General features: G+C 73.3%; 18 protein-coding genes. 11 read left to right on the top strand and 7 right to left on the bottom strand.

What is annotated here, in order from left to right:
• The first annotated feature begins 23 nt into the window (after positions 1 to 23).
• The 3 genes from AB0I49_RS10720 (at position 24) to AB0I49_RS10710 (ending at position 3,944) form a co-directional block, all read left to right on the top strand.
• The gene (locus AB0I49_RS10720) at positions 24 to 1,622 is read left to right on the top strand and encodes a thiamine pyrophosphate-dependent enzyme (protein WP_363226519.1); all 1,599 of its coding nucleotides are present in this window, start codon (positions 24 to 26) and stop codon (positions 1,620 to 1,622) included.
• Between the two features lie 81 nt (positions 1,623 to 1,703).
• Complete coding sequence (locus AB0I49_RS10715) at positions 1,704 to 3,161, top strand: benzaldehyde dehydrogenase (protein WP_363226517.1); 1,458 nt, start codon at positions 1,704 to 1,706, stop codon at positions 3,159 to 3,161.
• A 243-nt stretch (positions 3,162 to 3,404) separates the two neighbouring features.
• The gene (locus AB0I49_RS10710; RefSeq protein WP_363226516.1) at positions 3,405 to 3,944 is read left to right on the top strand and encodes a YceI family protein; all 540 of its coding nucleotides are present in this window, start codon (positions 3,405 to 3,407) and stop codon (positions 3,942 to 3,944) included.
• A gap of 76 nt (positions 3,945 to 4,020) precedes the next feature.
• On the opposite strand, the gene AB0I49_RS10705 is transcribed toward AB0I49_RS10710, so the two are convergent.
• The gene (locus tag AB0I49_RS10705) at positions 4,021 to 4,806 is read right to left on the bottom strand and encodes a VOC family protein (protein WP_363226515.1); all 786 of its coding nucleotides are present in this window, start codon (positions 4,804 to 4,806) and stop codon (positions 4,021 to 4,023) included.
• A 411-nt stretch (positions 4,807 to 5,217) separates the two neighbouring features.
• Between AB0I49_RS10705 and AB0I49_RS10700 the strand changes: the two genes are divergently transcribed.
• Positions 5,218 to 7,371, top strand: a complete 2,154-nt coding sequence (locus AB0I49_RS10700) for an alpha-amylase family protein (protein WP_363226514.1) — start codon at positions 5,218 to 5,220, stop codon at positions 7,369 to 7,371.
• A gap of 11 nt (positions 7,372 to 7,382) precedes the next feature.
• On the opposite strand, the gene AB0I49_RS10695 is transcribed toward AB0I49_RS10700, so the two are convergent.
• The 6 genes from AB0I49_RS10695 to AB0I49_RS10670 form a co-directional block, all read right to left on the bottom strand.
• Entirely contained in the window at positions 7,383 to 8,582 is a 1,200-nt protein-coding gene (locus tag AB0I49_RS10695) for a hypothetical protein (protein WP_363226513.1), read from the bottom strand.
• Positions 8,583 to 8,682: 100 nt separating this feature from the next.
• A complete protein-coding gene (locus AB0I49_RS10690) occupies positions 8,683 to 10,887 on the bottom strand; it encodes a xanthine dehydrogenase family protein molybdopterin-binding subunit (RefSeq protein WP_363226512.1) in 2,205 nt (734 codons plus the stop codon).
• Positions 10,884 to 11,888, bottom strand: coding sequence for a xanthine dehydrogenase family protein subunit M (locus tag AB0I49_RS10685; protein WP_363226511.1), 1,005 nt, complete (start codon positions 11,886 to 11,888; stop codon positions 10,884 to 10,886). Before AB0I49_RS10685 ends, AB0I49_RS10690 begins: the two co-directional genes overlap by 4 nt.
• A gap of 4 nt (positions 11,889 to 11,892) precedes the next feature.
• Positions 11,893 to 12,354 carry a (2Fe-2S)-binding protein gene (locus AB0I49_RS10680; RefSeq protein ID WP_363226708.1) on the bottom strand — a complete coding sequence of 154 codons (462 nt, stop codon included), beginning with the start codon at positions 12,352 to 12,354 and terminating at the stop codon, positions 11,893 to 11,895.
• A 101-nt stretch (positions 12,355 to 12,455) separates the two neighbouring features.
• Positions 12,456 to 13,619 carry a MalY/PatB family protein gene (locus AB0I49_RS10675; RefSeq protein WP_363226510.1) on the bottom strand — a complete coding sequence of 388 codons (1,164 nt, stop codon included), beginning with the start codon at positions 13,617 to 13,619 and terminating at the stop codon, positions 12,456 to 12,458.
• A 57-nt stretch (positions 13,620 to 13,676) separates the two neighbouring features.
• Positions 13,677 to 14,786 carry a phosphoribosylaminoimidazolecarboxamide formyltransferase gene (locus tag AB0I49_RS10670; RefSeq protein WP_363226509.1) on the bottom strand — a complete coding sequence of 370 codons (1,110 nt, stop codon included), beginning with the start codon at positions 14,784 to 14,786 and terminating at the stop codon, positions 13,677 to 13,679.
• A gap of 114 nt (positions 14,787 to 14,900) precedes the next feature.
• Between AB0I49_RS10670 and AB0I49_RS10665 the strand changes: the two genes are divergently transcribed.
• From AB0I49_RS10665 to AB0I49_RS10635, 7 genes are all read left to right on the top strand, one after another.
• Positions 14,901 to 16,331, top strand: coding sequence for an MFS transporter (locus tag AB0I49_RS10665; protein ID WP_363226508.1), 1,431 nt, complete (start codon positions 14,901 to 14,903; stop codon positions 16,329 to 16,331).
• A 206-nt stretch (positions 16,332 to 16,537) separates the two neighbouring features.
• A complete protein-coding gene (locus tag AB0I49_RS10660) occupies positions 16,538 to 17,926 on the top strand; it encodes an acyl-CoA dehydrogenase family protein (RefSeq protein ID WP_363226507.1) in 1,389 nt (462 codons plus the stop codon).
• Positions 17,927 to 18,092: 166 nt separating this feature from the next.
• Positions 18,093 to 19,760 (top strand): acetolactate synthase, encoded by a 1,668-nt coding sequence (locus AB0I49_RS10655; RefSeq protein WP_363226506.1) that lies wholly within the window; start codon positions 18,093 to 18,095, stop codon positions 19,758 to 19,760.
• Positions 19,761 to 19,765: 5 nt separating this feature from the next.
• Complete coding sequence (locus AB0I49_RS10650; RefSeq protein ID WP_363226505.1) at positions 19,766 to 20,824, top strand: LLM class flavin-dependent oxidoreductase; 1,059 nt, start codon at positions 19,766 to 19,768, stop codon at positions 20,822 to 20,824.
• 106 nt (positions 20,825 to 20,930) lie between these two features.
• Positions 20,931 to 21,620 carry an HAD family hydrolase gene (locus AB0I49_RS10645; RefSeq protein WP_363226504.1) on the top strand — a complete coding sequence of 230 codons (690 nt, stop codon included), beginning with the start codon at positions 20,931 to 20,933 and terminating at the stop codon, positions 21,618 to 21,620.
• Positions 21,620 to 22,648, top strand: a complete 1,029-nt coding sequence (locus AB0I49_RS10640) for a PfkB family carbohydrate kinase (protein WP_363226502.1) — start codon at positions 21,620 to 21,622, stop codon at positions 22,646 to 22,648. Before AB0I49_RS10645 ends, AB0I49_RS10640 begins: the two co-directional genes overlap by 1 nt.
• A gap of 154 nt (positions 22,649 to 22,802) precedes the next feature.
• Complete coding sequence (locus AB0I49_RS10635; protein ID WP_363226501.1) at positions 22,803 to 23,714, top strand: ABC transporter substrate-binding protein; 912 nt, start codon at positions 22,803 to 22,805, stop codon at positions 23,712 to 23,714.
• The last annotated feature ends 8 nt before the right edge of the window (positions 23,715 to 23,722 follow it).

Below are 23,722 nucleotides of genomic sequence, written 5' to 3'. Positions count from 1 at the left end.
TCCGCCTCCGGAAGGACTGCCCCTTGCGCACCGTACGCGCCGCCGCCTTCGACGTGATGCGCCGGCACCACCTGACCACCGTCTTCGCCAACCCCGGCTCCACCGAGGTGCCGTTCCTCGCCGACCTGCCCCAGGACCTGCGCTTCGTGCTCGCCCTGCATGAGGGCTCCGTGGTCGGCGCGGCCACCGGCTGGGCCCTCGCCCGCGACGAACCCGCCTTCGTCCTGCTGCACACCACCGCCGGACTCGGCAACGCCGTCGGCGCGCTGGCGACGGCCCGCGCCAACCGGGCCCCCATGGTCGTGGTCGTCGGCCAGCAGGACCGCCGCCACCTCGCCCAGGAACCCTTCCTCGCCGGCCGGCTGGAGGGGCTGGGCGGCGACTACCCCGTGGCCGTCGAGACGCCGCCGCGCGCCCAGGACGTGCCCGGCGCCATCGGCCGCGCCGCGCACGCCGCCCGTACCGGCCGCGGCCCCGCACTGGTCATCGTCCCCATGGACGACTGGAGCGCGACCGCCGAGGAACTGCCCCTCCCCGCGCCCGCCCGGCTCCGTCACGGAAGCCGCGCCGACCCCGCGGCCGTACGGGACGTCGCCCGGCTGCTCGCCGGAGCCGCCGCCCCCGCCCTCGTCGTCGGGGCCGGCGCGGACGGCCCCGGCTGCTGGGCGGCGCTCACCGCCCTCGCCGAGCGGCTCTCCTGCCCGGTGTGGCAGGAGTCCTTCGGCGCGCGGGCCGGATTCCCCCAGGACCACCGGCTGTTCGCCGGGCACCTCCCCGCCGACCGCCCGCGGCTGCGCGACACCCTCGCGCCGTACGACCTGGTGCTGGCCGTCGGCGCGCCCGTCCTGCGCCAATCCCCGTACCACGAAGGGCCCTTCGCGCCCTCCGGCACGCGCTTCGCCCTCGTCACCGACGACCCCGAGGAAGCACGGCGCGCCCCCGCCGAACTCGCCGTGATCGCCCCGCTCCCGTCCTTCTGCGCCGACCTGGCGGCCCGCGTGCCCCAGCGCGCCGGGAACTCGGAGCCACCGCGCCGTGAGCCGCCGCCACAGCCGCCGCGCACGGGCGAGCCGCTGCGCGCCGCCCACGTCCTGGCGGCCCTCGCCGAGCGGCTGCCCGCCGACGCCGTGCTCGTGGAGGAGACCCCCTCCAGCCGCCCGGACCTGCACGACCTCATACCGGCCCGGCGCCCCCTCGGCTTCCTCAGCGCGGCGATGGGCGGCCTCGGCTTCGCGCTGCCCGCCGCGATCGGCATCCGGATGGGCGCGCCCCGGCGGCCGGTCGTCGCGGTGGTCGGCGACGGCTCGTCGCTCTACCAGGTGCAGGCGCTGTGGACGGCCGCGCACTACGGCGTGGGCGTCGTCTTCGTCGTCCTCGCCAACGGCCGCTACGCGGTCATGGACCGGCTCGCCGAACACCGCGGCGGCAAGGGCCCCTGGCCCGCCTTCGACGGGATCAGCGTCAGCGGCGTGGCCACGGCCCTCGGCTGCCCCGCCCGCACCGTCACCGGCCACGACGCCCTGCTGAGGGAGTTCGACGCGCTGCTGCCCGCACTGGCCGACCGGACCGAACCGCTCGTCCTGGAGGTCGCCGTGGAAGCCGACGCGACCTTCCGGCCCTGAACCTTCAGGCTCGGAACTCTCCGGCCCCGACCCCTCCGGCCCCGACCCCCGCCCCGCACAGCCCGCCAAGGAGTGATCCGCATGTCCCTGCTCGATCCCGCGCTCTGGTCGGCCCAGATCAACATCGACGGATGGACCAAGGCCCACGGCGGCGACGCGCCCGTCACCGAGCCCGCCACCGGCACCGTGCTGGAGCGGATCGGCGCGGCCGACGCCACGGACGTCGCCCGCGCCGCGGCCCGCGCCGCCGACGCCCAACGCGCCTGGGCCCGCGCCCCCTACACCCGGCGGGCGGAGGTGCTGCGCCGGGCCGGGGACCTCTTCACCCGGCACGCCGGGGAGATCGAGGACTGGCTCGTGCGGGAGGCCGGGAGCGTCCGCGGCAAGGCCGCGTTCGAGACGGCGACGGCGGCGCAGGAGTGCTACGAGGCCGCCGCGCTGGCCTCCCGCGCCACGGGCCAGGTCCTGCCGTCCGCGCAGCCCCGGCTGAGCCTCGCGCGCCGCGTGCCCGCCGGCGTCGTCGGGGTCATCGCGCCGTTCAACGTGCCGCTCGTACTGGCAGTCCGGTCGGTCGCCCCGGCCCTGGCGCTCGGCAACGCGGTGGTCCTCAAGCCCGACCCGCGCACCGCCGTCAGCGGCGGCGCGGCCCTCATGCGGGTCTTCGAGGAGGCCGGGCTGGAGCCGGGGGTGCTGTCCCTGGTGCCGGGCGGCGCGGAGGCGGGCGCCGCGCTGGTCGCCGACCCGCGGGTGCGGATCATCTCCTTCACCGGGTCCACGGCGGCCGGCCGTGCGGTCGGCGAGTCGGCGGCCCGCCACCTCAAGCGCGCACACCTGGAACTGGGCGGCAACTCGGCGCTGATCGTGCTGCCCGACGCCGACCTGGAACGCGCCGTGTCCACCGCGGCCTGGGGCTCCTTCTTCCACCAGGGGCAGGTCTGCATGACCACCGGCCGCCATCTGGTGCACGAGTCGGTGGCGGCGGAGTACACCGAACGGCTCGCGGAGAAGGCCGCGCGGCTTTCGGTGGGGGACCCGGCCACCGGGAACGTCGCCCTCGGACCGGTCATCGACGCCGGGCAGCGCGACAAGATCCACGCGCTGGTCACGGCGAGCGTGGCGTCCGGCGCCCGCCTGGCCGCGGGCGGCACGTACGAGGAGCTGTACTACCGGCCGACCGTGCTCGACGACCCGGCGGGCGACTCCCCGGCATACCGCGAGGAGGTGTTCGGCCCCGTCGCCCCCGTCCGGCCCTTCGCGACCCTCGACGAGGCCGCCGCCCTGGCCGTGGACAGCGAGTACGGGCTGTCCCTGGGCATCCTCACCCAGGACGTCATGCGCGGCCTGGAACTCGCCGAGCGCATACCGACCGGGCTCGTCCACATCAACGACCAGACCGTGGGCGACGAGGCGACCGTGCCCTTCGGCGGCGTGGCGGCCTCCGGCACCGGGGCGCGGTTCGGCGGCGAGGCCAACATCGAGGCGTTCACGGAGACCCGCTGGATCACCGTACGGGCGGCACAGGCCGAGTACCCCATGTGACCCCGGGCCGGACGGCCGGCCGCCGCCCGCCCCGGCGGCCGGCCCCGCGCCCCGACCGCACGGGAGCCCGTACGACTCGTACGGCCCGCACAGCACGTACGGCGCAGGCAGCCCGTACGGCACGTACGGAGCGGACCGCGCCGGGCCGGCGAACCGGCGCGATCGGCGATTGCGGGCGCGCGGGCGCCGCGAGACGCTGGCACGACCACAGGGGACCGAAAACGAGCGGAGGCGACGCTTTCGATGAGGACCGAGGGTACCGAGGGCGCGGAACGACGAGACGAACCACCGCCGGGCGTCTACCGCATCGACCCGGACGCGTCGTCGGTCCGCTTCACCACGCGCGCCATGTTCGGGCTGCTCCCGGTGCGGGGCACCTTCTCCATCGACCACGGGCAGATCTCCATCGCCGAGACCGACGCGGACGACGGCTCCGAGGTGGACGCGGTGATCCGCGCGGCCAGCTTCGCGAGCGGCATCGCGAGACGCGACGAGCACGTACGGTCCGCCGACTACCTCAATGCGGCGGCCCACCCCGAGATCCGCTTCAGCGGCCGGGGCCCCCGGCACGGCACCGCGGGGGCCACCGTGCACGGCGAGCTGACCGTGCTCGGCGTCACCCGGCCGATGGTGCTGACGCTCGGCGCCGTGGCCGCCGACGGCACCCGGCTGACCGTCGGCGCGACAGCCGTCGTCGACCGCTACGCCTTCGGCATGACCAAGGCCAAAGGCATGACGGGCCGCCGCCTGAACATCGATCTCGAAGTCGTCGCCGTGCGCTGACACATGACTCCTCAGGGAGAACCGCCTGGACGGGCAGGACGGGGGGACCGGTGGCGGCAGGGGAGGCGGGGCGGGCTCAGACCGCGGCGCTGTTCACCGAGAACAGGGCCCGGAACGGATCGCGGAGCGTCGCCTGCCGGCCTATGCCCTTCGAGGACTCGGCGGGCAGGACCGGCGTCGCGCCGTGCGCGACGGCCTCGGCGACGGCGGCGTCGCAGTCCTCGACCGCGAAGTACGGGTGCCACCCCGGCGATATCCCGGCGCTCGCCGCCTCCGCGGGCAGCTGCATGATGCCGCCGTGCGCGGCGGCCATCCCGCCGCCGCGCGGCGAGACCACGGTGTAGTCGGCGCCGCGCTCAAGCACGACGTCCTCCGTCTCCCAGGCCAGGACCGCGCCGTAGAAGCGCTTCGACGTCTCCACGTCCGTCGTGTACAGCTGCGTCCACCACAGCGCGCCGGGGACGTCGACCGTGCCGAGCGCCCCGGCCCGGCCGGACTCCCGGACCGCGAACCGCGCGTGGCCGGGGTCGCTGAACCCGGCGGCCCGGCCGCCCCCGCCGGCCTCGAACGGCGGGACGCGCACCGCGCCGCCCGCCCGCTCGACGGCCTCCGCCGCCGCCTCCACGTCCGCGCAGCGGAAGGACAGCGTCCAGGCGGAGCCCGCGCCCTCCTCGACGAGCGGCCCGGCCGCGGCGGCCACCGCCCCGCCGAGCCGGAAGACGCCGCGCCCCTCCGCCGCCGGCCCTTCGCGCTCGAACTCCCAGCCGAACAGGGCCCCGTAGAAGGCGGCGGCCGCCTCGACGTCGGGGGTCGCGAGGTCGACCCGGACCGGTGCGCCCAGGACGTGATCGGTCGTAAGCATGAGCTGGTCCTCCGATCTGTCGGTGGTGAACGAACCTTCGGCGGAAGGGCCTTGGCCGAGCGGGTGTGCCGAGCGGTTCCCAGCATGGCAGGGGGCACTGACAACGGGCCCGCCCGCGCCGCCCGCTGCTCGCCCGCCCCACGCCGCACGGCTCCTTTGCCTGCTTGACGCGCGCGCCGCCGCGGCGTATGAGAAACCGCCGCTGACGGATCGTTGTCTTATTTCTCCCGGAAAACGCAAGTCGTGATCGAGACGATTTCCTCCGCCGGCGGCGTCTCCCGCCGATTTCCAGAAATGATCAGTAAACGATCAGGCAGAATTCACGGGCACCGAACAGAACCGGCTACGGAACCAGCTGCGAACCGACAGCTGAACCGGCAGCGGAACCGATACGAGAATCAGGGAGAAGCCGTGAACCGAGAGCGAAGATTCGGCCGCAGAAGACTCTTACAGGCGGGGCTCGGCGTCGGCGGCGCGGCCCTGACGGCGAATCTCCTGCCCGCCCTGCCGGGCCCGCAGGGCCGGACCGCCTGGGCCGTGCCCGCCGGGGCGCCGCCCGGCGCGGACCGCCTCGGCGGCGGCTTCCCCGACTGGAGCAGATACGCGCGGCTGGCCGACGCCACCTTCGACGACGACGCCGAGGCCGGCGCCCTGAAGCCGGTGATCGCCGCCCTCAAGGCACAGCACGTCAGCGTGATCGAGGTCGACACCATCCTGTCGAACTGGCTGACGGACGCCGAGTACACCGCACACCTGAAGACGATCAAAACTTTCACGAACCTGGCGCACCAGTCCGGGATGCGGGTCGTCATGTATTACCCGTCGCTGGAATTGATCAGCGCCGGGGGCGAGAAGGGCCCCTCGTTCTACAAGAACAGCAACGGAAAGGCATGGGTGCAGCGCTCCCTGGACGGGAAGCCCAATGTCTTCTACGGCAGCCTGGTCGTATGGGTGGACCCCGGCGACGAAAGCTGCTGGATGAGCCCCAACTCCCCGTGGCGCGACTACTACCTGGGCCGGATCAAGCTGCTCGCGGCCACCGGCGTCGACGCGATCTGGCCGGACGTGCCGATCTACTTCGACGGCGCGGCCGACTGGTGCGACGCATCCACCTGGGCGGCGACCGCCTTCAAGGCGGACACCGGCCTCGACCTGCCGACGAAGAAGGACTTCGGCAACCTGACCTTCCGCCGCTTCGTGGAGTGGCGCCACCGCAATCTGCACCAGTGGCAGGTCGACATCGCCGCCGCCGGCGCGTCCGTCAACCCGGACCTGGTCACCTTCTCCGAGACGGTGAGCATGGACTACCAGTACGCCACCCTGATCGGGCTCGACGGCGCGTACACCCGGCAGACGCCGGGGCTCAGCCAGTGCTGGGAAGTGGACATCCTCAGCAACTACGACGGGATGCGGCACGCCACCGCCTCCGACTGGACCTGTCTGATCTCGATGTACAAGTACGCGCGGGCCGCCAGCGGCGCCAAGCCCGCCTGGGCGTTCTCCTACGGCTGGAAGGCCGACGACGCCTCCCTGGTGATGGCCGAGGTGCTGGCCTCCGGCTGCAACGCGTACGAGGTCAAGACGCCCTTCAAGAGCGACAGCGCCGACCTCCCGATGCGCACCCGCATGTACGGCTTCGCCGAGGCCCACGAGAAGCAGCTGTACGACGCCACGACGCTGGCGGACGTCGGCGTGTACCACTCCGCCGCCTCCCGCGACTTCGTCAGCCCCTCGTCGGGCAACGGCATGTACGTCACCACCAAGAAGCCCGCCGGTGTGAAGGAGTGGTGGGCCGACGAGGCGGAGGAGAGCTGCACCCGGCAGCAGTGGCTCGGCGAGTTCCGCGGCACCGTCAAGGCCCTGGTCTTCGAGCACATTCCGTTCACCACTGTGACCAGCCCCGGACTCACCGCCGCGGACCTGACCGGTTACCGGGCGCTGCTGCTGCCCAACCTCCAGGCCGTCTCGGACATCGAGGCCGAGGTGCTGCGCGGTTTCGTCTCGGGCGGCGGCACCGTCGTGATCACCGGCCCGGCGCCCACCGCGTACGACCAGCTGGGCACGGCCCGCGCCGAACTGGCCCTCGCCGACGTGCTCGGCTTCCGCAAGGCCGACCCGCTGCCTGTCAGCAAGGAGAATCGGTTCGGCTCCGGCGTCTGCTGGTATTTCAAGGCCCTGCTGGGCCACAGCTATCTGGCCTCCACCGACCAGGCGAGCGTCGACCAGCTCCTCGCCCCGGTCCGCGCGGCGGCCCCGGCGCAGGTCAAGTTCACCGGCGACCGCCGCGTCCACCTGGAGGCGAGCCGGCTCGGCGACGACACCATCGTGCAGCTGGTCAACTTCACCGGCTTCGGGGACGCCCCCGCCGCCTTCAAGGTCACCCCGGCGGCCTGCTCGGTCTCGCTCGTCGTCCCGGCGGGCAAGCAGGTGAAGGCGGCCACGGTCAGCTCGCCGGACGGGCCCTCGCCCGCCCCGCAGCCGGTCTCCTGGACCGTCTCCGGCGACGAGGCCACCGTCGCCCTGACCGTCACCCAGTACTCCCTCGTGACGATCACCACGGGCTGACCGCGCCCGCCCTACGCCCCGGGGACGCGGATGCGCCACAGCGACGTCGGCCGCTCCTCGTCCCCGGGGTGGGACTCGAAGGCGATCCACCGCCCGTCCGGCGACCAACTGGGCGCTCCGTCATAGCTGTTGTTCCGCGTCACCCGGACCGGGCGGCCGCCGTCGGCGGACATCACGAAGACCTGCGGTATCTCCAGCCCGCCCGAGGTGGAGGAGAAGACCACCGAACGGCCGTCCGGCGACCAGGTGGCGTCGGTGTGCTCGCCCGAGCCCGTGGTGAGCCGCCGCAGCCCGCCGCCGTCCGCGTTCACGACGTACAGCGCCCACGCGTCGCTGTGCTGCTCGCGGCGCTGGAAGACGAGCCGGTCGCCCCGCGGGGACCAGTTGGGCTGCCGGTTGTCCGTACCCGTGGCGGGGCCGTCGAGCAGCCGGGTCTGCCCGCTGCCGTCCCGCCGGATCTTCCACAGGGAGCCGAGCGCGGACCGCTCCGGCCGCGCCGCCGCGGCCTCCTCCTCCGCCTCGTCGCCGTCGTCCTCCGGATCCGCGTCCTCCGCTTCCGAGGGCGCCGGTTCCTCCCGCTCCACGCTCTCCTGGAAGGCGATCCAGTCCCCGCGCGGCGAGAAACTGGGCTCCAGATACCCCGACGCGCCGCCGTGCCGGGTCACTCTCGTGGGCTTGCCGCCGGGCGGCAGCACCCAGATCTCGTCGCGGTCCGCCCGGTCGGAGGCGAAGGTCACCCCGGCGGCCGGGTGCCAGCTGGAACCGGGCAGGTTCACCGCGGCCTGACCGGACTCGTCGAGCAGTTTCCGCGAACCGCCGCGCGCCGCGCGGGCGGACGGCCCGTCGGCTCCCGGCGGGAGCACCCGCAGCGCGGCGGAGCCCGCGTTGTAGCCATCGTGGAAGAGGGTGAAGAGCATCGACTTCCCGTCCGGCGAGAACGCGGGGTTCTGCGCGCTGGTCCGCCCGCCCGCGCGGTACATCAGCTCGGCGCCGTCCCCGCGCGTCGCCCGCCGCTCCGCCGGCCCCGTGGGGCTCCCGGGCCCGGTCGGCAGCTTTGGCTCGGCAGGCCCCGTGGGGTCCTTCGGCCCGGCTTCCCTCGTCGGGGCGTCCGACCCGGTGGGCCCGTGCGGGCGCGGCGGCTCGGCCGAGGAGCCGCACGCCGTCAGAACGAGGGCGGACAGCATGGCTGCGACGTACGGACGGCTGCGCATCGCCCCGACAGTAGCCCAGTCAACTCCGGTACCACTACGGCGAATTGACGAACCGGCCATTCCGCTACGCGAGCACGTTCTCCACGAACCAGCCATTCCGCTACGCGAGCACGTCCTCCACCCGGACGGGCAGCGCCCGGTGCCGCCGCCCCGTCGCGTGATGGATCGCGTTGACGATGGCGGGCGCCACCCCCACCAGCGCCACCTCGCCGCACCCCTTCACCCCGAGCGGGTTGACCAGCGGATCGGGCACGTCGATGAACTCGACGTCGATCCGTCCGACATCGGCGTTGACCGGGACGACGTACTCGGCCAGATCGGCGTTCCGGAACCCGCCGAAGCGGGGATCGGGCTCGCTGCGCTCGCGCAGCGCCGCCCCGATGCCCCAGACGACGCCCCCGCGGATCTGCGAGGCGGCGGTCACCGGACTCGCGACCCGGCCGCAGTCCACGACGCTCACCACCCGCGCCACCCGGACCCGCCCGATATCCGGTTCGACGCGGACCTCCGCGAAATGGGCGATGAAGCTGAACGCCGTGAAGCCGGGATACTCCGGCCCGGCCGGAGCGGGCAGCCCCGCCCGCAGCCGGTCGGCGGCCCGCGCGGACTGGCCCGGCGGGAGGGAGACCGCCTCCACCACGGTCTCCGGCCGCCCCGCGGCAGCCGTCGAAGCCGCCGCCGCGACCGTATCGAGGGGCCCCTCGTCCGGCGCCCCCAGGCGCGCCCGCAGCTCCCGCAGCGCGGCGTGGACCGCGGGCAGCGCCGTGGCCGTCCCCCACGAACCGGCGGTCAGGTGCTGCGGCACCCCGCCGGTGTCGCCGACCCCGATCCGTACGCGCGCGGCCGCGATCCCCAGGTCCAGGGCGACGGTACGGGCGATCGCGGTCCGCAGGCCCTGCCCCATCTCGTGCCCCGACACCTCGACGGCGACCGTGCCGTCGGCCGCCAGCCGCAGCCGCGCGACGGCGGGGCCCGCCGAGGCGCGGTACGCGCCGGCGGCGACGCCCCACCCGACGAGGGCGCCGTCGTCCGCGCGCATCGAGCCGGGCCGCGGCGGGCGGGCCGCCCAGCCGAACCGCTCCGCGCCCCGGCGCAGACACGCGGCGAGATGGCGGGAGGAGAACGGCCGCCCGGTCACGGGGTCGGTGCCCGTGTCGTTCGCCAGGCGCAGCGCCACCGGGTCGCGGCCCGTGGCGCAGGCGATCTCGTCCACCGCCGATTCGAGGGCGAACACGGCGGCGTGCTCGAAGGGGGCGCGCATGAACCCCGGCGTCTGCACATCGGTGCGGGTCAGCCGCTGATGGCCCCGGAAGTCCGCGATCCCGTACATGCGCGCGGTGACCGACGTGAAGTCGGAGGCGAACAGGTCGTGTCGCGACGTCTGCTGCCGCGTCTCGTGGACGGCGGCCGTGAGCCGCCCCGACCGGTCGGCGCCGAGCCGTATCCGATGGCGGCTCGCGGGGCGGAACGTACTCCCGTGGAACGTCTGCGTCCGGTCCACCACGAGCTTGACCGGCCTGCCGAGCCGGCGCGCGGCGACGGCCAGCGGGCCGACATGCGACTGGAGCCACGTCTTCTGCCCGAAACCGCCGCCGACCTGCGGGGACACCACGCGGACACGGGCCGGGTCGATGCCCAGCTGGCGGGCCAGGCCGTGCCGCACCGCCCCCGAGTTCTGCGTGCACTCGTGCACGACGAGGTCGTCGCCGCGCCACTCGACGACCGTGCCCAGCAGCTCCATCGGGACCTGGTGCTGCGCGCCGACGTCGAACTCCGCGTCGAACCGCACCGGGCTCCGCGCGAACGCCGCGTCGGCGTCGCCCACCGCCGTGTCCGCGAACATCGGCTGCGGCAGGGCCGCCGCCTGCCCGAGCGTCTCGGCGCCCGGCGCGTCGAGCGTCACGGCCACCGGCTTCTCCTCGTACCGCGCCCCGACCAGCGCTGCCGCCTCGGCGGCCGCGACCAGGGACTCGGCGACGACCAGCGCGATCGGCTGGCCGCGGTAGGCGATACGGTCGTCCAGCAGCGGCTGGAGGGTCTGGAAGCCGTAGCCGCCGCTCAACCGGTAGCCCGCGGGGCGCAGTTCGTGCTCCTCGAAGCGGGTCAGCACCAGCAGCACGCCGTCCACGGCACGGGCCGCGGCGGTCTCGACGTGCGTGACGCGGCCCTTGCCCGCGGTCGCGACGGCGAGGGCGGCGTACGCGAGGCCGGGCGGCGTGCGGTCCGCGCTGTAGCGGGTCGCGCCGGTCACCTTCTCGTAGGCGTCGACACGGGGGAGCGGGGCGTCGGGGGCCGCGGCGCTCATGAGGCGCTCCGTTCCGCGGCCGTACGCAGCGCCCGCGCGACGACCCGCGCCCCGAGCCGGATCGTGAAGGCGTTGTGCGAGCCCGGCCGGGCGCCGGCCAACGCGGCCTCGCCCGCGCGCACGGCGCTCTCCCGCGTCAACGGGCCTCCTATGACGACCCGTTCGGCCGCTTCGGCGCGCCAGGGTCGCGTGGCGACGCCGCCCAGCGCGATCCGGCAGTCCGCGACCCGGCCCCGGCCGTCGAGGGCGAGCACCACGGCCGCGGACGCCAGCGCGAAGGCGAAGGACTCGCGGTCGCGGACCTTGTGGAAGACGGAAGCGCGTCCGGCGGCGGTGGCCGGGACGCGGATGCGGACGATGAGTTCGCCCGCGCCGAGGGTGTGCTCCAGGTGCGGGGCGTCGGCCGGGTCCCGGTGGAGGTCGGCCAGCGCGATCGTACGGGCGCCATGGGGCCCGTACAGGTCGAGCCGGGCGCCGAAGGCGAGCAGCGCCACCGCCCAGTCGCCGGGGTAGGCGGCGGTGCAGGCGCCGCCCGCGCCGAGCACGGCGTGGCCCCGGTCGAGGCCGCCGCGGGCCGCGCAGCCGCTGCCCGGCCGCCGCTTGTCGCAGGGGAACGCCGGTCCGCCGCGGAAATAGCCGCACCGGGTGCGCTGGAGCAGATTGCCGCCCACCGTCGCCATGTTCCGCACCTGCGGCGAGGCGGCCTGGGCCAGCGACTCGGCCAGCGCCGGATAGCCGGCGCGCAGCACCGCGTCCTCGGCGACGTCGGCCATCCGCGCGCAGGCGCCGAAGACCAGCTCGTCGGGGCCGGACGTGTCGAACCCCGTCAGCTCCGGCAGCCGCCCGATGTCCACGACGGCCGACGGCGCCTCCACGCCCAGCTTCATCAGGTCGTACAGGCTCGTCCCGCCGGCCAGCAGGCGCGCGCCGGGCCCGCCCTCGGCGAGCGCGGCGACGGCCTCGGCGACGGTCGCGGGCGCGCGGTAGGAGAAGGGGCGCATCGGCTCAGTCCGCCGTCGCGCGCGCGTACTCGCGGACCGCGGCCACGATCCCCGGATACGCGCCGCACCGGCACAGGTTGCCGCTGAGGTACTCCCGGATCTCGTCGTCGTCCCCGGCGTGGCCCTCGGCCACGCACGCCAGGGCCGACATGATCTGGCCCGGCGTGCAGTAGCCGCACTGGAGCGCGTCATGGTCGATGAACGCCTGCTGAAGCGGGTGCGGGGCGCCGTCCGGCGCGGCCACCCCCTCGACGGTCGTCACCGCCCGGCCCCGGACCTGGAGGGCGAGGGTCAGACACGCCAGCACTCGGCGGCCGTCGACATGCACGGTGCACGCGCCGCACTGGCCGTGGTCGCAGCCCTTCTTCGCACCCGTCAGCGCCAGCCGCTCGCGCAGCACGTCGAGGAGGGATTCGCGTACGTCGAGGACGGGGCGGACCGTTTCCCCGTCCACCGCGAAGACCACCTCCGTCGCGTCGCCGGCGGACGAGCCGCGCTCCGGGTCCGTTGCCGTGTCGGTCACCGTTTCCTCCGTATATCCGCCGGTCCGGGCAGGTCTCGACGCGCTCACGGGCGTTCCCGCGCGGCTTTGACCAGCGCGGTGACGATGCGCTGGAGCAGGGGGCGCGAGGTGGCGAAGTTGAGCCGTACGAAGCCGCGTCCGGCGGCCCCGAACACGGATCCGTCGCTCAGCGCCACCTTGGCGTGCCGCAGGAAATAGCCGCCGGGGTCGTCCAGGCCGAGGCCCCGGCAGTCCAGCCACGCCAGATAGGTGGCCTCCGGCGAGCGGTGGCCGACCTCCGGCAGTTCGGCCGCGAGCGCCTGGGCGAGGAACTGGCGGTTCCCGTCCAGATAGCGCACCGCGCGCCGCCGCCACGCGTCCCCCTCGCGGTAGGCGGCGATATTGGCGACGATGCCCAGCGTGCTCGATCCGTGCCGCGCGTGGAAGGGCAACTGACGCCAGCGCACCACATCCTGAGGGTTCGTCAGGATGACCTGGGAGCACTTGAGCCCGGCGATGTTCCACGCCTTCGACGCGGACGTCACCGTGATGGTGTGCGCCGCCGCCTCGGCGGAGAGCGAGGCGTACGGAACGTGCCGGTGACCGGGGTAGACCAGGCCCGCGTGTACCTCGTCGGCGATCACCCGCGCGCCGTGCGCGGTGACGACGTCGCGCAGGGCGGTCAGCTCCGCCGGGGTGAACACCCGCCCGGCCGGATTGTGGGGGCTGCACAGGACGACGGTCCGCGCGCCCGCGGCCAGCGCCGCGCCGATGGCCTCTATGTCCAGCGCCGGGCGTCCGCCGTCGGGCGTCAGCGCCACCTCGACGAGGGGGCGGCCCAGCGCCTCGACGATCTCGAAGAACGGCGGATAGGCGGGCGTCGGGACGACCACGGCCGACCCGGGCGGGCTGTACGCGTCGATGCCCAGGCCGGCGCCGGTGAGGATGTCGGGCACCAGGAAGATCTGCTCGGCCGGCACGGACCAGCCGAAGCTGTCCCGCAGCCAGTCGGCGCAGGCCGCGGGCAGCCCCGTGCGGATGTCGCGCAGCGGATAGCCCGTCTCGCCGCGGTCGACCGCCCGGTGCAGCGCCTCCCGGACCTCCGGCGCCGGCGGGAAGTCCATCTCGGCCACCCACGCGCCCAGCACCGAGGGGCCGTTCCGCCCCCACTTGAGGGAGCGCCGCGCCATTGCGTCGTCTATGCCGATGTCGTGGAACTCGGATGCCATGCCGCGCCGCCCGCCGCCGTCCGGTAGCCCTCGGGGAATGTTCCAGTGGGAGAGCGGTCAGTGGGAGAACAGCCGCAGGCCCGTACGGACCAGGACGATGCCGTGCTCCCGGCAGGCCGCCTCGACCTCGTCGCTCCGCTTCGATCCGCCGCCCTCCACCACGCACCGCACGCCGTGCGCGGCGGCGACGTCCACGTTGTCGCGGAACGGGAAGAAGGCGTCCGAGGCGAGCGTGCAGGGCGCCTCGCGGGACAGCCACGCCGCGCGCTCACCGGCGTCGAGCTCGTCGACCGTCCGCAGCACGGTGTTCACCCGCTCCTGGAGCGGCGTGCCGGCCGGGAACGCGCCGCCGGTGATCCGCGGGTGCCGCCGCAGCCGCCAGCGGTCGGCCTTCTCCCCGGCCAGCCGCACGCAGTCCACCCGCGACTGCTGCCCCGTGCCGATGCCGACCGTCTTCCCGCCCAGGACGTACGCCACCGAGTTGGACTGCGCGTACCGCGCCGCGATCAGCCCCAGCACCGCGTCCCGGCGCAGCTCCTCGGTGAAACCCTCCGCGTCGCCCAGTGCGGCGCCGTCGATCGTCAGGGGGTCCCGGTCCTGGACGAGGCGCACCCCGAAGACGTCCCGGACCTCCTCCTGCGGCGGTACGTGGCCGGGGTCCATCTCCAGCACCAGGAACGTGCCGCGCTTCTTGCGGGAGAGCGTCGCGAGGACGCCCGGCTCGTACGCGGGGGCGATGACGCCGTCGGAGACGACGCGGGCCAGGAGCCGCGCGGTGTCCGCGTCGACGGGATGCGACACGGCCGCCATGTCGCCGTAGGACGAGCGCGGATCGCAGTCGCGGGCCCGCGCGTACGCGGACGCCACGTCCGAGAGCGGCGCGTCCAGCGCGAACGTGGCGCGGGCGGTCGCGTCGGTCTCGCCCGCGACGGCGGCGCCGGCCGGGGAGACGTGTTTCATGGAGGCCGCGGCGGGCGCCCCGAGCGCCGCGCTCGCCGCCCGCACCAACTGCCAGCCCTGGAGCGCGTCGAGGAGATTGACGACGGAAGGCGTGCCATTCAATACGGAGAACGGCAGGGGGCCGCCGTCCGGCATTGTCACCATGGCCCGCGCCTGCTGGGGGTTCAATCCGTATTTGAGCGGTAATCCGGTCTGACTGCTCGGCATTCGAATGACCTCTCCTGTGTCAACAGCAGGTGGTCGGCAGGCGGCCGACGGCCGGGCCGGACGGGCCGTGCGGCGGCCGGGCGGATTGCCCTCCGTCAAGGTAGCGGCAAGCCGGTGGCGGCCGTCAACCCGCTGAACAAGGCCACCGGGACCGTGGCGCGCGGCCGTCCGAGGTGTCCCCTTGCTGTCGGGGTAGCGCTCCCATACGCTCCAACGAGCTGTCCGCGACCGGGAAATGAGCCGGTTCGCCGAAGGAGGAGCCGCGCCGCCTTGGACGTAGAGAAGAAATCGGATACTCCGCAGAGAGTATTACCGGCGGAGTCGGCCCCGACAAGCTTTTCGTGGAGCTATTGGTCGCGGTTCGCCCTCGTCTACTGCTGCGGGATTCTCGCGGCCATGAGCCTCGGCAAAATGGCCCCCATCGCCGTGCAGCTGCGGGGCGCGCTGGGGCTGTCCCTCGACCAGATGTCGCTGGTCACCTCCGCCACGACGGCCGTCGCCGCGCTGTTCGGCATCCCGGTGAGCTACCTCCTGGTGCGCTTCCCGCTCCGCCGGGCCCTGGTGGCCGGCTGCCTCGTCATGGCCGTCGCCGGCTTCCTCGGCTCGCGGACCGGCGGCTTCGGCTCGATGATGGCGACGCGGCTGGTGGAGAGCCTCGGCTACGTGGCCGTGGTGGTCGCCGCGCCCGCGGTGATCATCTCCATGGGCGGGGGCGTCCGGCGCATCACCGCGCTCGCCGTGTGGGGCACCTTCTTCCCCGTCGGACTGGCGCTGGGACTCTTCGCCGGCGGCCTGCTCTCCGCCTGGTTCAGCTGGCGGACCTGGCTGGCCATCGCCGCGGTCACGCTCCTCGCGATGGGCGCCGTGGCCGCCGTCGTCCTCGGCCGGTCCGCCCGCCTCGCGGCGGCCGGCGCCGAGGGCGCGGAGGAGGGCGAGAGCGCCGCGGACCGGTCCGCGGCGGCGGGGGAGCGGCGGGTCCGCAGGCTCACCCGGCCGCTGCTCCTCGCCCTGGGGTTCGCCACCGCCAGCGGATCGATCGTCGCCGTCGTCTCCCTGCTCCCCACCTATCTGCACGAGGAACTGTCCGTCTCCACGGCCGAGGCCGGGACCCTGACCGGCGGCGTCTCCCTGGTCGGCACGGTCGGCGGCTTCCTCAGCGGCTGGCTGCTGCGCCGCGGCGTGCCCGTGCGCCGGGTCTTCACCGCCTCGCTGCTGATGCCGCTCGGCACGGCCGTCGCGTTCCTCAGCTCGGCGGGCGTCGCCCTGAGCGCCGTCGGAGCGGTGATCGTGGCCATCGCCAACGAACTGGTGGTCGCCGCAGTCTTCGCCACGATCCCGGCGGTCGTCTCCACCGCCGCCGACATCGGCATCACCAACGGCCTCGTGGCCCAGGTGGGCAGCGTGGGCTCGCTGGCCGGACCTCCGATGGCCAGTTTCGCGGTGCTCGCGGCCGACGGCTGGTGGGCCGTGGTGCCCACGGTGCTGCTTGTGTGCGTGGCGGGGACCGTGCTGCTGCGCGTTTCCGTGCGGCGGCTCCCGGCCTGATCCCGACGCCGGGAAGAAGAAGGCAGTTCAGCGGCCCGGTGCCGGGAAATTGATCAATTCCCGAATACGCCGCCGACGGATATGAGCCAAATCGATAAGATCGCCATTGTCACCCGGCCGTGCGTGAGTATGCTGAGCGCGGTTGACCACGGGATTGAATGATCATTCGGCGTCGTCCGGCGGCGCCGCCCGGAGGTGGGAGACGCGTGTTCCAGGGCCAGAATTCCGATCTCTTGGACGAAGTGCGCGCCGACGTACGGACCTGGCTCAAGGAGAACTGGCAGGTCGACCTCTTGCTCGGGGAATGGTGGCAGCGGCTCGCGGACGCCGGATTCGCATTTCCCACCTGGCCCGTCGGCATGGGCGGCCGGAAAACACAGCGCAAAGAAGCCAAGATCATAACCGAGGAAATCGGCCGGGCCGGGGCGCTCGGACCGCCCGGCGGCGTCGGCCAGATGATCGGCGGCCCCATCCTCATCGAATTCGGCACCGAGGAACAGCGCCGGCGCTGGGTGCCCGCGCTGGCCGCCGGAGCGGAATCCTGGTGCCAGCTGTTCAGCGAGCCGGGCGCCGGCTCCGACCTCGCCGCCCTCCAGCTCCGCGCCGACCGGGACGGAGACCGGTGGGTGCTCAACGGCCAGAAGCTCTGGTCGCGGGAGGCCGAGGCCGCCGAGCGCGGCCTGGTCCTCGCCCGGACCGATTCCTCCGTGCCCAAGCGCAAAGGCATCAGCTACTTCGTCGTCGACCTCGACCAGGACGGCGTCGAGGTCCGCCCCATCCGCCAGATGAACGGCCGCGCCACCTTCAACGAGGTCTTCCTCACCGACGTCGTCGTCCCCGCGGAGAACCTCATCGGCGCCCTCGGCCAGGGCTGGCCGGTGGCCCAGGCGTCCCTCATGTACGAGCGCGTGGAGGTCGGCGGCGGCGGGGTGCTCCGGCCCGCCCGCATCGCCTCGCCCGGCCGGCGGGGCGGCATGCTCGACCGCAGGATCGGCGACCTGATCGAGGAGAGCCGCCGCGCCGAGCGCGAGCGGCCCACCGTCCCCGGAGTCCGTACGCCCGCCGCGATGACCCGCCTCGCCCAGGAGACCGGCAAGGACCGGGACCCGCTCGTACGCCAGCGGATCGCGGCCATGCACGCGGTGGCGGAGACCAACCGCATGCGTGTGCAGCAGGCCCGTGCCGCGCGCCGAAAGGGCCGCAAACCCGGCCCCGAGGCGTCGTTGGGAAAAGTCGTCAGCTCCGCGCTCGGCCGCGAGGCACGCGACATCAGCCTCTCGCTCCTGGGCGCCGAGGCCATGGTGACGGGCGGCGAGACCACCGCCGGGGGCGCCTTTCAGCAGATGGCGCTGTCCGTGCAGTCGCTGTCCATCGCGGGCGGCACCGACGAAATCCAGCGCAATCTGATCGGCGAACGCCTCCTCGGGCTGCCCCGCGAGCCCGAAGCCGACCGGGACGCGCCCTTCCACCAACTGAGGGTCGGCACACAGGAAGCCGACGCGCCGAAAGTCGGCGCACCGGAGGCCGACGCGCCGAAAGTCGACGCGCCGAATGTCGGCGCACTGGAGAAGGAGCCGGGCGACACGGGCGCCTGACCCGTGCAGGCAGCCGCACCACCGCGCGACGAAGACGGCCGCGACACCGCGGCCGGTACGGACGTAATGGCATCGGCGGCACCGGGGGCAGCGTGAACCACCCGAGTTCGTACAGCACCTTGACGACGGCCGGCACGGTGAGGGCGGCGCAGGCCGGGGGAAACCCGTGAACGCCGACATCGGCGTCGATGCCGCCACCGACAGCGCCCCCGACACCGCCCTCGACATCGAAGGAGAAGGCGGCGAACTGGCCGTAGCCGCCCTGCGGAACGCCGGTGTGGACACCGTCTTCACGCTCTCCGGCGGCCATATCTTCTCCCTCCTGCACGCGGCGGACGAGGCCGGTCTGCGCATCGTCGACGTCCGCCACGAACAGACCGCCGTCTTCGCCGCGGAGGCGTACGCCAAGCTCACCCGCGGCCCCGGCGTCGCCCTGCTCACCGCCGGGCCCGGCGTCACGAACGGCATCAGCGCCATGGCGGGCGCCTGGTTCAACGGCTCACCGCTCGTCGTGCTCGGCGGCCGGGCCTCTCAGCGCCGCTGGGGCTCCGGCTCCCTCCAGGAGCTGGACCACGTACCGATGGTCGCGCCGGTCACCAAGGCCGCCCGTACGGTCACGGCGACGGACCGCATCGCCGACGAGGTGCGCGACGCGCTGGCCCTGGCGACGAGTCCCCACCGCGGGCCGGTCTTCCTGGACTTCCCCATCGACGTGCTTCACCGCCGGGCGGCCGTCGCCCTCGCCAACGCACCTTTGAAGCAAGCCAGTTCGCCCGATCCGGACGAGATCGGCAAGGCCGCCGAACTGCTTGCCGGAGCCGAGCGGCCCGCCCTGGTCGCGGGCGGCGACGTCTGGTGGGGCGGCGCCTGGAACGCGCTGCGCCACTGCGCCGAGGAGCTGCGCGTACCGGTGTTCATGAACGGGCAGGGGCGCGGCTGCCTCCCCGCCGACCATGAACTGGCCTTCGCCCGGGCCCGGCGCGCCCTCACGGAGGCCGACGTCGTCGCGGTCGTCGGCACGCCGCTCGACTTCCGCCTGTCCTTCGGACGGTTCAAGGACGCCCAGGTCGTGCACATCGTCGACGACCCCGCGCAGCGGGCGGCCCACGTGGCGACGGCGGCGGCGCCGGCCGGGGACCTCGCCGCCATTCTCGACGCCATGGCGGCCTGGCGCGGCGAACGCCGCGGCCACGAGGAGTGGATCGGGCGGCTCCAGGAGCGGGAGCGGGCCCTGCGCCGCGCCGAGGAAGCCCGACTGTGCTCCGACAGCACCCCCATCCACCCCGCGCGGGTGGTCGGCGAGGTGCGCGCGCAGCTCGACCGGGACGCCGTCGTCGTCGGCGACGGCGGCGACTTCGTGTCGTACGCGGGCAAGTTCCTGGACTCCCACCGCCCCGGCCACTGGCTCGACCCCGGCCCGTACGGCTGCCTGGGCAGCGGCGTCGGATACGCCGCCGCGGCCCGGCTGCGCCACCCCGGCCGCCAGGTCGCGCTGCTCCTCGGCGACGGCGCGTTCGGCTTCTCCGCGAGCGACGTCGACACCCTCGTACGCCATCGGCTGCCCGTCGCCATGATCGTCGGGAACAACGGCATCTGGGGGCTGGAGAAACACCCCATGCGCGAGCTCTACGGCAGCGACGTCGCCGCCGATCTGCGGCCCGGGTGCCGGTACGACCGGCTCGTCGAGGCGCTCGGCGGCGCCGGGGAGACGGTCGAACGCCCGGCGGACATCGCCCCCGCGCTGCGACGCGCCTTCGCGGCGGACGCGCCCTATCTCGTGAACGTGCTCACGGATCCCAAGGTCTCCTATCAGCGCTCCTCGAAACTCGGATGATTGCCATGAACCCAACGACTGGCCATGCCGCGTCCGCGCGGGAGCGGCTGCGCTTCGGCGTGCTGCAGTTCTTCTCCTGGCCGGGCAGGAAACACTCCCTGTCCACCGTCTACGACCGGGCGCTGAACCGCATCGACATCATGGAGCGGTCCGGGGCGTACGAGGCCGTATGGCTGGCCGAGCACCATTTCACGACCTATTCCGTATCGCCCTCGGTGAGCGTCATGGGGACCCTCGTGGCCGCCCGGACCGAGCGGCTGCGGATCGGCACCGCCGTCTCCCTGGCGCCGATGTACCACCCGCTGCGCCTCGCCGAGGAGATCGCGCTGCTCGACGTCATCTCCGGCGGCCGGGTCAACTGGGGCGCGGGGCGCGGCAACGACCCCGGCGAGTTCAAGGTATTCGACCTGGATCTGGAGCGCAGCTACGCGAAATTCCGCGAGAACGTGGACATCGTGCTGCACGCCTGGCAGGACGAACGCCTCACCTACCGCGGCGAATTCCATACCTTCGAGGACGTGGAAGTCCTGCCCAAGCCCCTTCAGCAGCCGCACCCCCCGGTCTGGCTGGCGTCCTCGTCGCCCGACGCGATCGCCTGGTCCGCGGCGGCCGGCTACTCCATCCTCATGGACCCGCATTCCACCCACGCGGACATCGGCGTCAAATACGCGGCCTATCGCGCGGGGCTGGCGGACGCGGGGCATTCCGTGGAGGGGCGGGTCACCCCCATGGCGCGGCTGATCGCCGTGGCCCCCACGGACGAAGAGGCACGCGAAATCGCGGTACGCGGCGCGCAGTGGACCGTGGGATCGATGAGCGATCCCTCCCGCCGCAAATACTCGAAGCGGCTGCGGCCGGGATCGCCGCCTCAGGACGAGGGGGCGCGCCGGAGCGCGGTGGAACGGTATGTGGACGACGTCATCATTCACGGCAGCCCGGCCCGTGTCGCCGAGCGGATTCAGGCCCTTCAGGAACAGATAGGGCTGCACTACCTGCTCTGCGCTCCGCTCAGCCACAGCTCATTCCTGCTGTTGACGAACGAGGTGATCCCGAAGCTCGTGTGAGGCATAATTTTCCCACCAGGCCGAACAGCGACAGCGAATGCCCTTGTGCGACGCGGCAGATGGCCTTTCACCCGAGTTCCGTGTGATCACCCGTTGGGGGCTGAGCTTGATCGTCAACCAGTGTCTGCTCGTCGATGGAGACGACACGCTATGGGAGAACAACATCTATTTCGAGCGTGCCATCGAGGAGTTCATCGACCTCGTCTTCCACGACCGGACGACCCGCGCCGAACTGCGCACCATGCTCGACGAGATCGAGACCGCGAACTGCAAGGTGCACGGTTATGGCGCCAAGAGCTTCGTCCGGAGCCTGCACGAATGCTATGAGCAGGTGCACGCGCAAGTGGCGTCCGTCGACCACGCCCAGGCCATCACCGAGCTCGGTGACCGCATTCTCGACCAAGTGCCTGTGCTGATTCCCGGAGTGCGGGAGACCCTGTCGCACCTCCGGCGCCGGCACCGGCTGATCCTGCTGACCAAGGGGGAGTTCGACGAGCAGACCACCAAGGTCGAACGGTCCGGGCTGGCCCCGCTCTTCGAGGACGTCGTCGTGGTCCCGGAGAAGACCGTCGACACCTACACCACGGTGGTGGAGCAGGCCAAGGCCGACGCCGACCGCACCTGGATGATCGGCAACTCCCCGAAGTCCGACATCGTGCCCGCGCTCGCGGCCGGGCTGCGCGCCGTGTACGTACCGCACCCCGACACCTGGGTGCTGGAGCGGCAGCCCGTGCCGGAAGCCCCCGACCACCTGCTCCGGATCGACCGCTTCTCCGAGCTGGCGGAGCACTTCTGATGGACCGCCCGCGCCTGGTCGCCGTAGGAGACGCGCTCGCCGACATCGTCGTCGCGGTACGGCCGGGCGCGTGCGAGGCGCTGGGCGTCGCCCCCGGCACGGCGGCGTTCCGCGACCGCGCGGCCCTGGAGGCCGCGGTCGAGCGCCTCGCCGGCGGGCCGGGAGCGGCGACGGCGGGCGGCAGCGCCGCCAACACCTGCGTGGCCTTCGCGGCGAGCGGCGGGCACGCGTCGCTGCTGACGGCCTCGATGACGGACGACCTGGCGCGGGCGATCGGCGCCGACCTCGCCGCGCGCGGCGTGAGCGTGCCGCTGCCGCCGGGCGCGCACGGCGCGACGGGCGCCACCGGCCGATGTCTGGTGCTGCTCCTGCCCGACGGCGAGCGGGCCTTCCTCATCTGGCAGGGCGAACCGGGGCGGCTGCGGGCCCTGCGCGACGGCGTGGCGGCCCACTTCGCCCGGCCGCTCTCCTGCGACGCGGTTCTCTTCGAGGGGTATCTCCTCGCCTCCGACGAGGGGCTGGAGGTGGGGCGGGCCGCCCTGGCCGCCGCGTCCGCCGTCGGCGCGGCGCGGATCCTCGCCCTTTCGGACCGGCGGCTGGTCCTGGAGCACCGGCAGCGTTTCGACGCCCTTCTGGCGGCCGGGGCGGACATCGTCCTCGGCAACGAATCCGAGGTCACGGCGGTCACCGGCAGGGCGACGGCACAGGACGCGGCGGCCGAACTGGCCGGGCGCGGCACGCTGGCCGTCGTCACCCTGGGGAGCCGCGGGGCGCTCGTGCACGGCCCCGCCGGCCGCCATCTGCTGACCGGCGAGGAGATCATCCCGGCCCCGAGTGCGCTCGGGGCCGGCGACGCGTTCGCGGGGGGCTTCCTGTTCGGCCTGCTCTCCGGCGCGGAACATCCCGTCTGCCTCGCGCTCGGAGCCGGCAGGGCGCAGGCGGTGCTGAAGGTCCGGCAGGCGCGCGCGCCCGTCCGGGGACCCACCGGAGGACCGGCCCTGACGACGCTGACCGGCGACATTCCTTGACTTTTGTATCCGCAGCCCCGTGACCACTCCCGCGCGCCTCGGGACATGACGTGTGGAGGAATTCTGTTGAGCAGAAAGCCTCTTGCTCCTGCCGCACCGCTGTGTTTAGCCTGACCGGGCGAGAAACCCCCTTTGTGAGAAGGAGATCGTCGACGTGACGACTACGGTTCGCACCGAAGGAATTGGTCCCTCCGCGGTTTTCGCACTCCCTTGGCTGGTAGCGGAGGAACACGGCTACTTCGCGGCCGAGGACATCGAAGTGGAATTCGTCAAGAATCGGGCCGAACAGACTCTCACCGAGCCTGCCGAAGACCATCAGCTCGTCGACTCCATTCGCAATCATGTGCCCTTCGAAGAGGGCCAGGTCGATCTGTACCGGGCCTGTGAATGGGGGCAGATCCGGCGGGCCCACGACAGCCGCCGGGGCGCGAAGATCATCGGCAAGCGGTCCTCCATCGCGGTCATGGCCCTGATGGCGGCCCCCGGTTCGCGGTACACCTACCCGCAGACGCTCGCCGACGCCCCGATCGCCGTGAGCTTCCACAACGGCAACCACTACGCCGCGATCCAGATGCTGGAGGGTTTCCTGACGCCCTCCGAGATCAAAACGGTCGGCTATCACACCATCGACGGCTACCACGCCGTCAAGAAGGGCGAGGCCGCGGTCGTAGCGCTCTCGGAGCCATGGATCGCACTGGCGGAGAAGCAGGGCTTCCAGAAGGTCATCGAGACCCACTACGCGGGCCTGGAGCTGGCCGCGCCCGATTTCGACCCCGCCGTGTACGCGGCCTGCAACCGCGCCATCGGCCGTGCCGTCGCCGATATCAACGCCGACAAGCGCCGGTATCTGCACTACCTGATCGACTCGCTGCCGGAGGAGTTCCACGGCGTGCTCACGCCGGACGACTTCCACCTGCCCCGGCTGCGCTATGCGGAGCCGGCCCCGTACGCCCGCGAGGAGTTCGAGAAGTCCTATGCGTGGATGCAGCGCTGGGGGCTGATCGAATCCGGCGCCGCATACGCGGATCTGGTCGTCGAAATTCCCGGCGAGGACGCACTCAAATAACCGGCGCC

The organism is Streptomyces sp. NPDC050617 (assembly GCF_040654795.1).
In the GTDB taxonomy this organism is placed as follows: Bacteria; Actinomycetota; Actinomycetes; order Streptomycetales; family Streptomycetaceae; genus Streptomyces.
Note: the sequence above shows the minus strand (reverse complement) of the source record. Positions and strands in the feature narration are given on the sequence as shown.

Bases quoted from the DNA above. Each gene is read 5' to 3' on its own strand.
- AB0I49_RS10715 (WP_363226517.1), top strand. From the start codon at position 1,704: ATGTCCCTGCTCGATCCCGCGCTCTGGTCGGCCCAGATCAACATCGAC.
- AB0I49_RS10710 (WP_363226516.1), top strand. From the start codon at position 3,405: ATGAGGACCGAGGGTACCGAGGGCGCGGAACGACGAGACGAACCACCG.
- AB0I49_RS10705 (WP_363226515.1), bottom strand. From the start codon at position 4,806: ATGCTTACGACCGATCACGTCCTGGGCGCACCGGTCCGGGTCGACCTC.
- AB0I49_RS10695 (WP_363226513.1), bottom strand. From the start codon at position 8,582: ATGCGCAGCCGTCCGTACGTCGCAGCCATGCTGTCCGCCCTCGTTCTG.
- AB0I49_RS10690 (WP_363226512.1), bottom strand. From the start codon at position 10,887: ATGAGCGCCGCGGCCCCCGACGCCCCGCTCCCCCGTGTCGACGCCTAC.
- AB0I49_RS10685 (WP_363226511.1), bottom strand. From the start codon at position 11,888: ATGCGCCCCTTCTCCTACCGCGCGCCCGCGACCGTCGCCGAGGCCGTC.
- AB0I49_RS10675 (WP_363226510.1), bottom strand. From the start codon at position 13,619: ATGGCATCCGAGTTCCACGACATCGGCATAGACGACGCAATGGCGCGG.
- AB0I49_RS10670 (WP_363226509.1), bottom strand. From the start codon at position 14,786: ATGCCGAGCAGTCAGACCGGATTACCGCTCAAATACGGATTGAACCCC.
- AB0I49_RS10650 (WP_363226505.1), top strand. From the start codon at position 19,766: ATGAACCCAACGACTGGCCATGCCGCGTCCGCGCGGGAGCGGCTGCGC.
- AB0I49_RS10640 (WP_363226502.1), top strand. From the start codon at position 21,620: ATGGACCGCCCGCGCCTGGTCGCCGTAGGAGACGCGCTCGCCGACATC.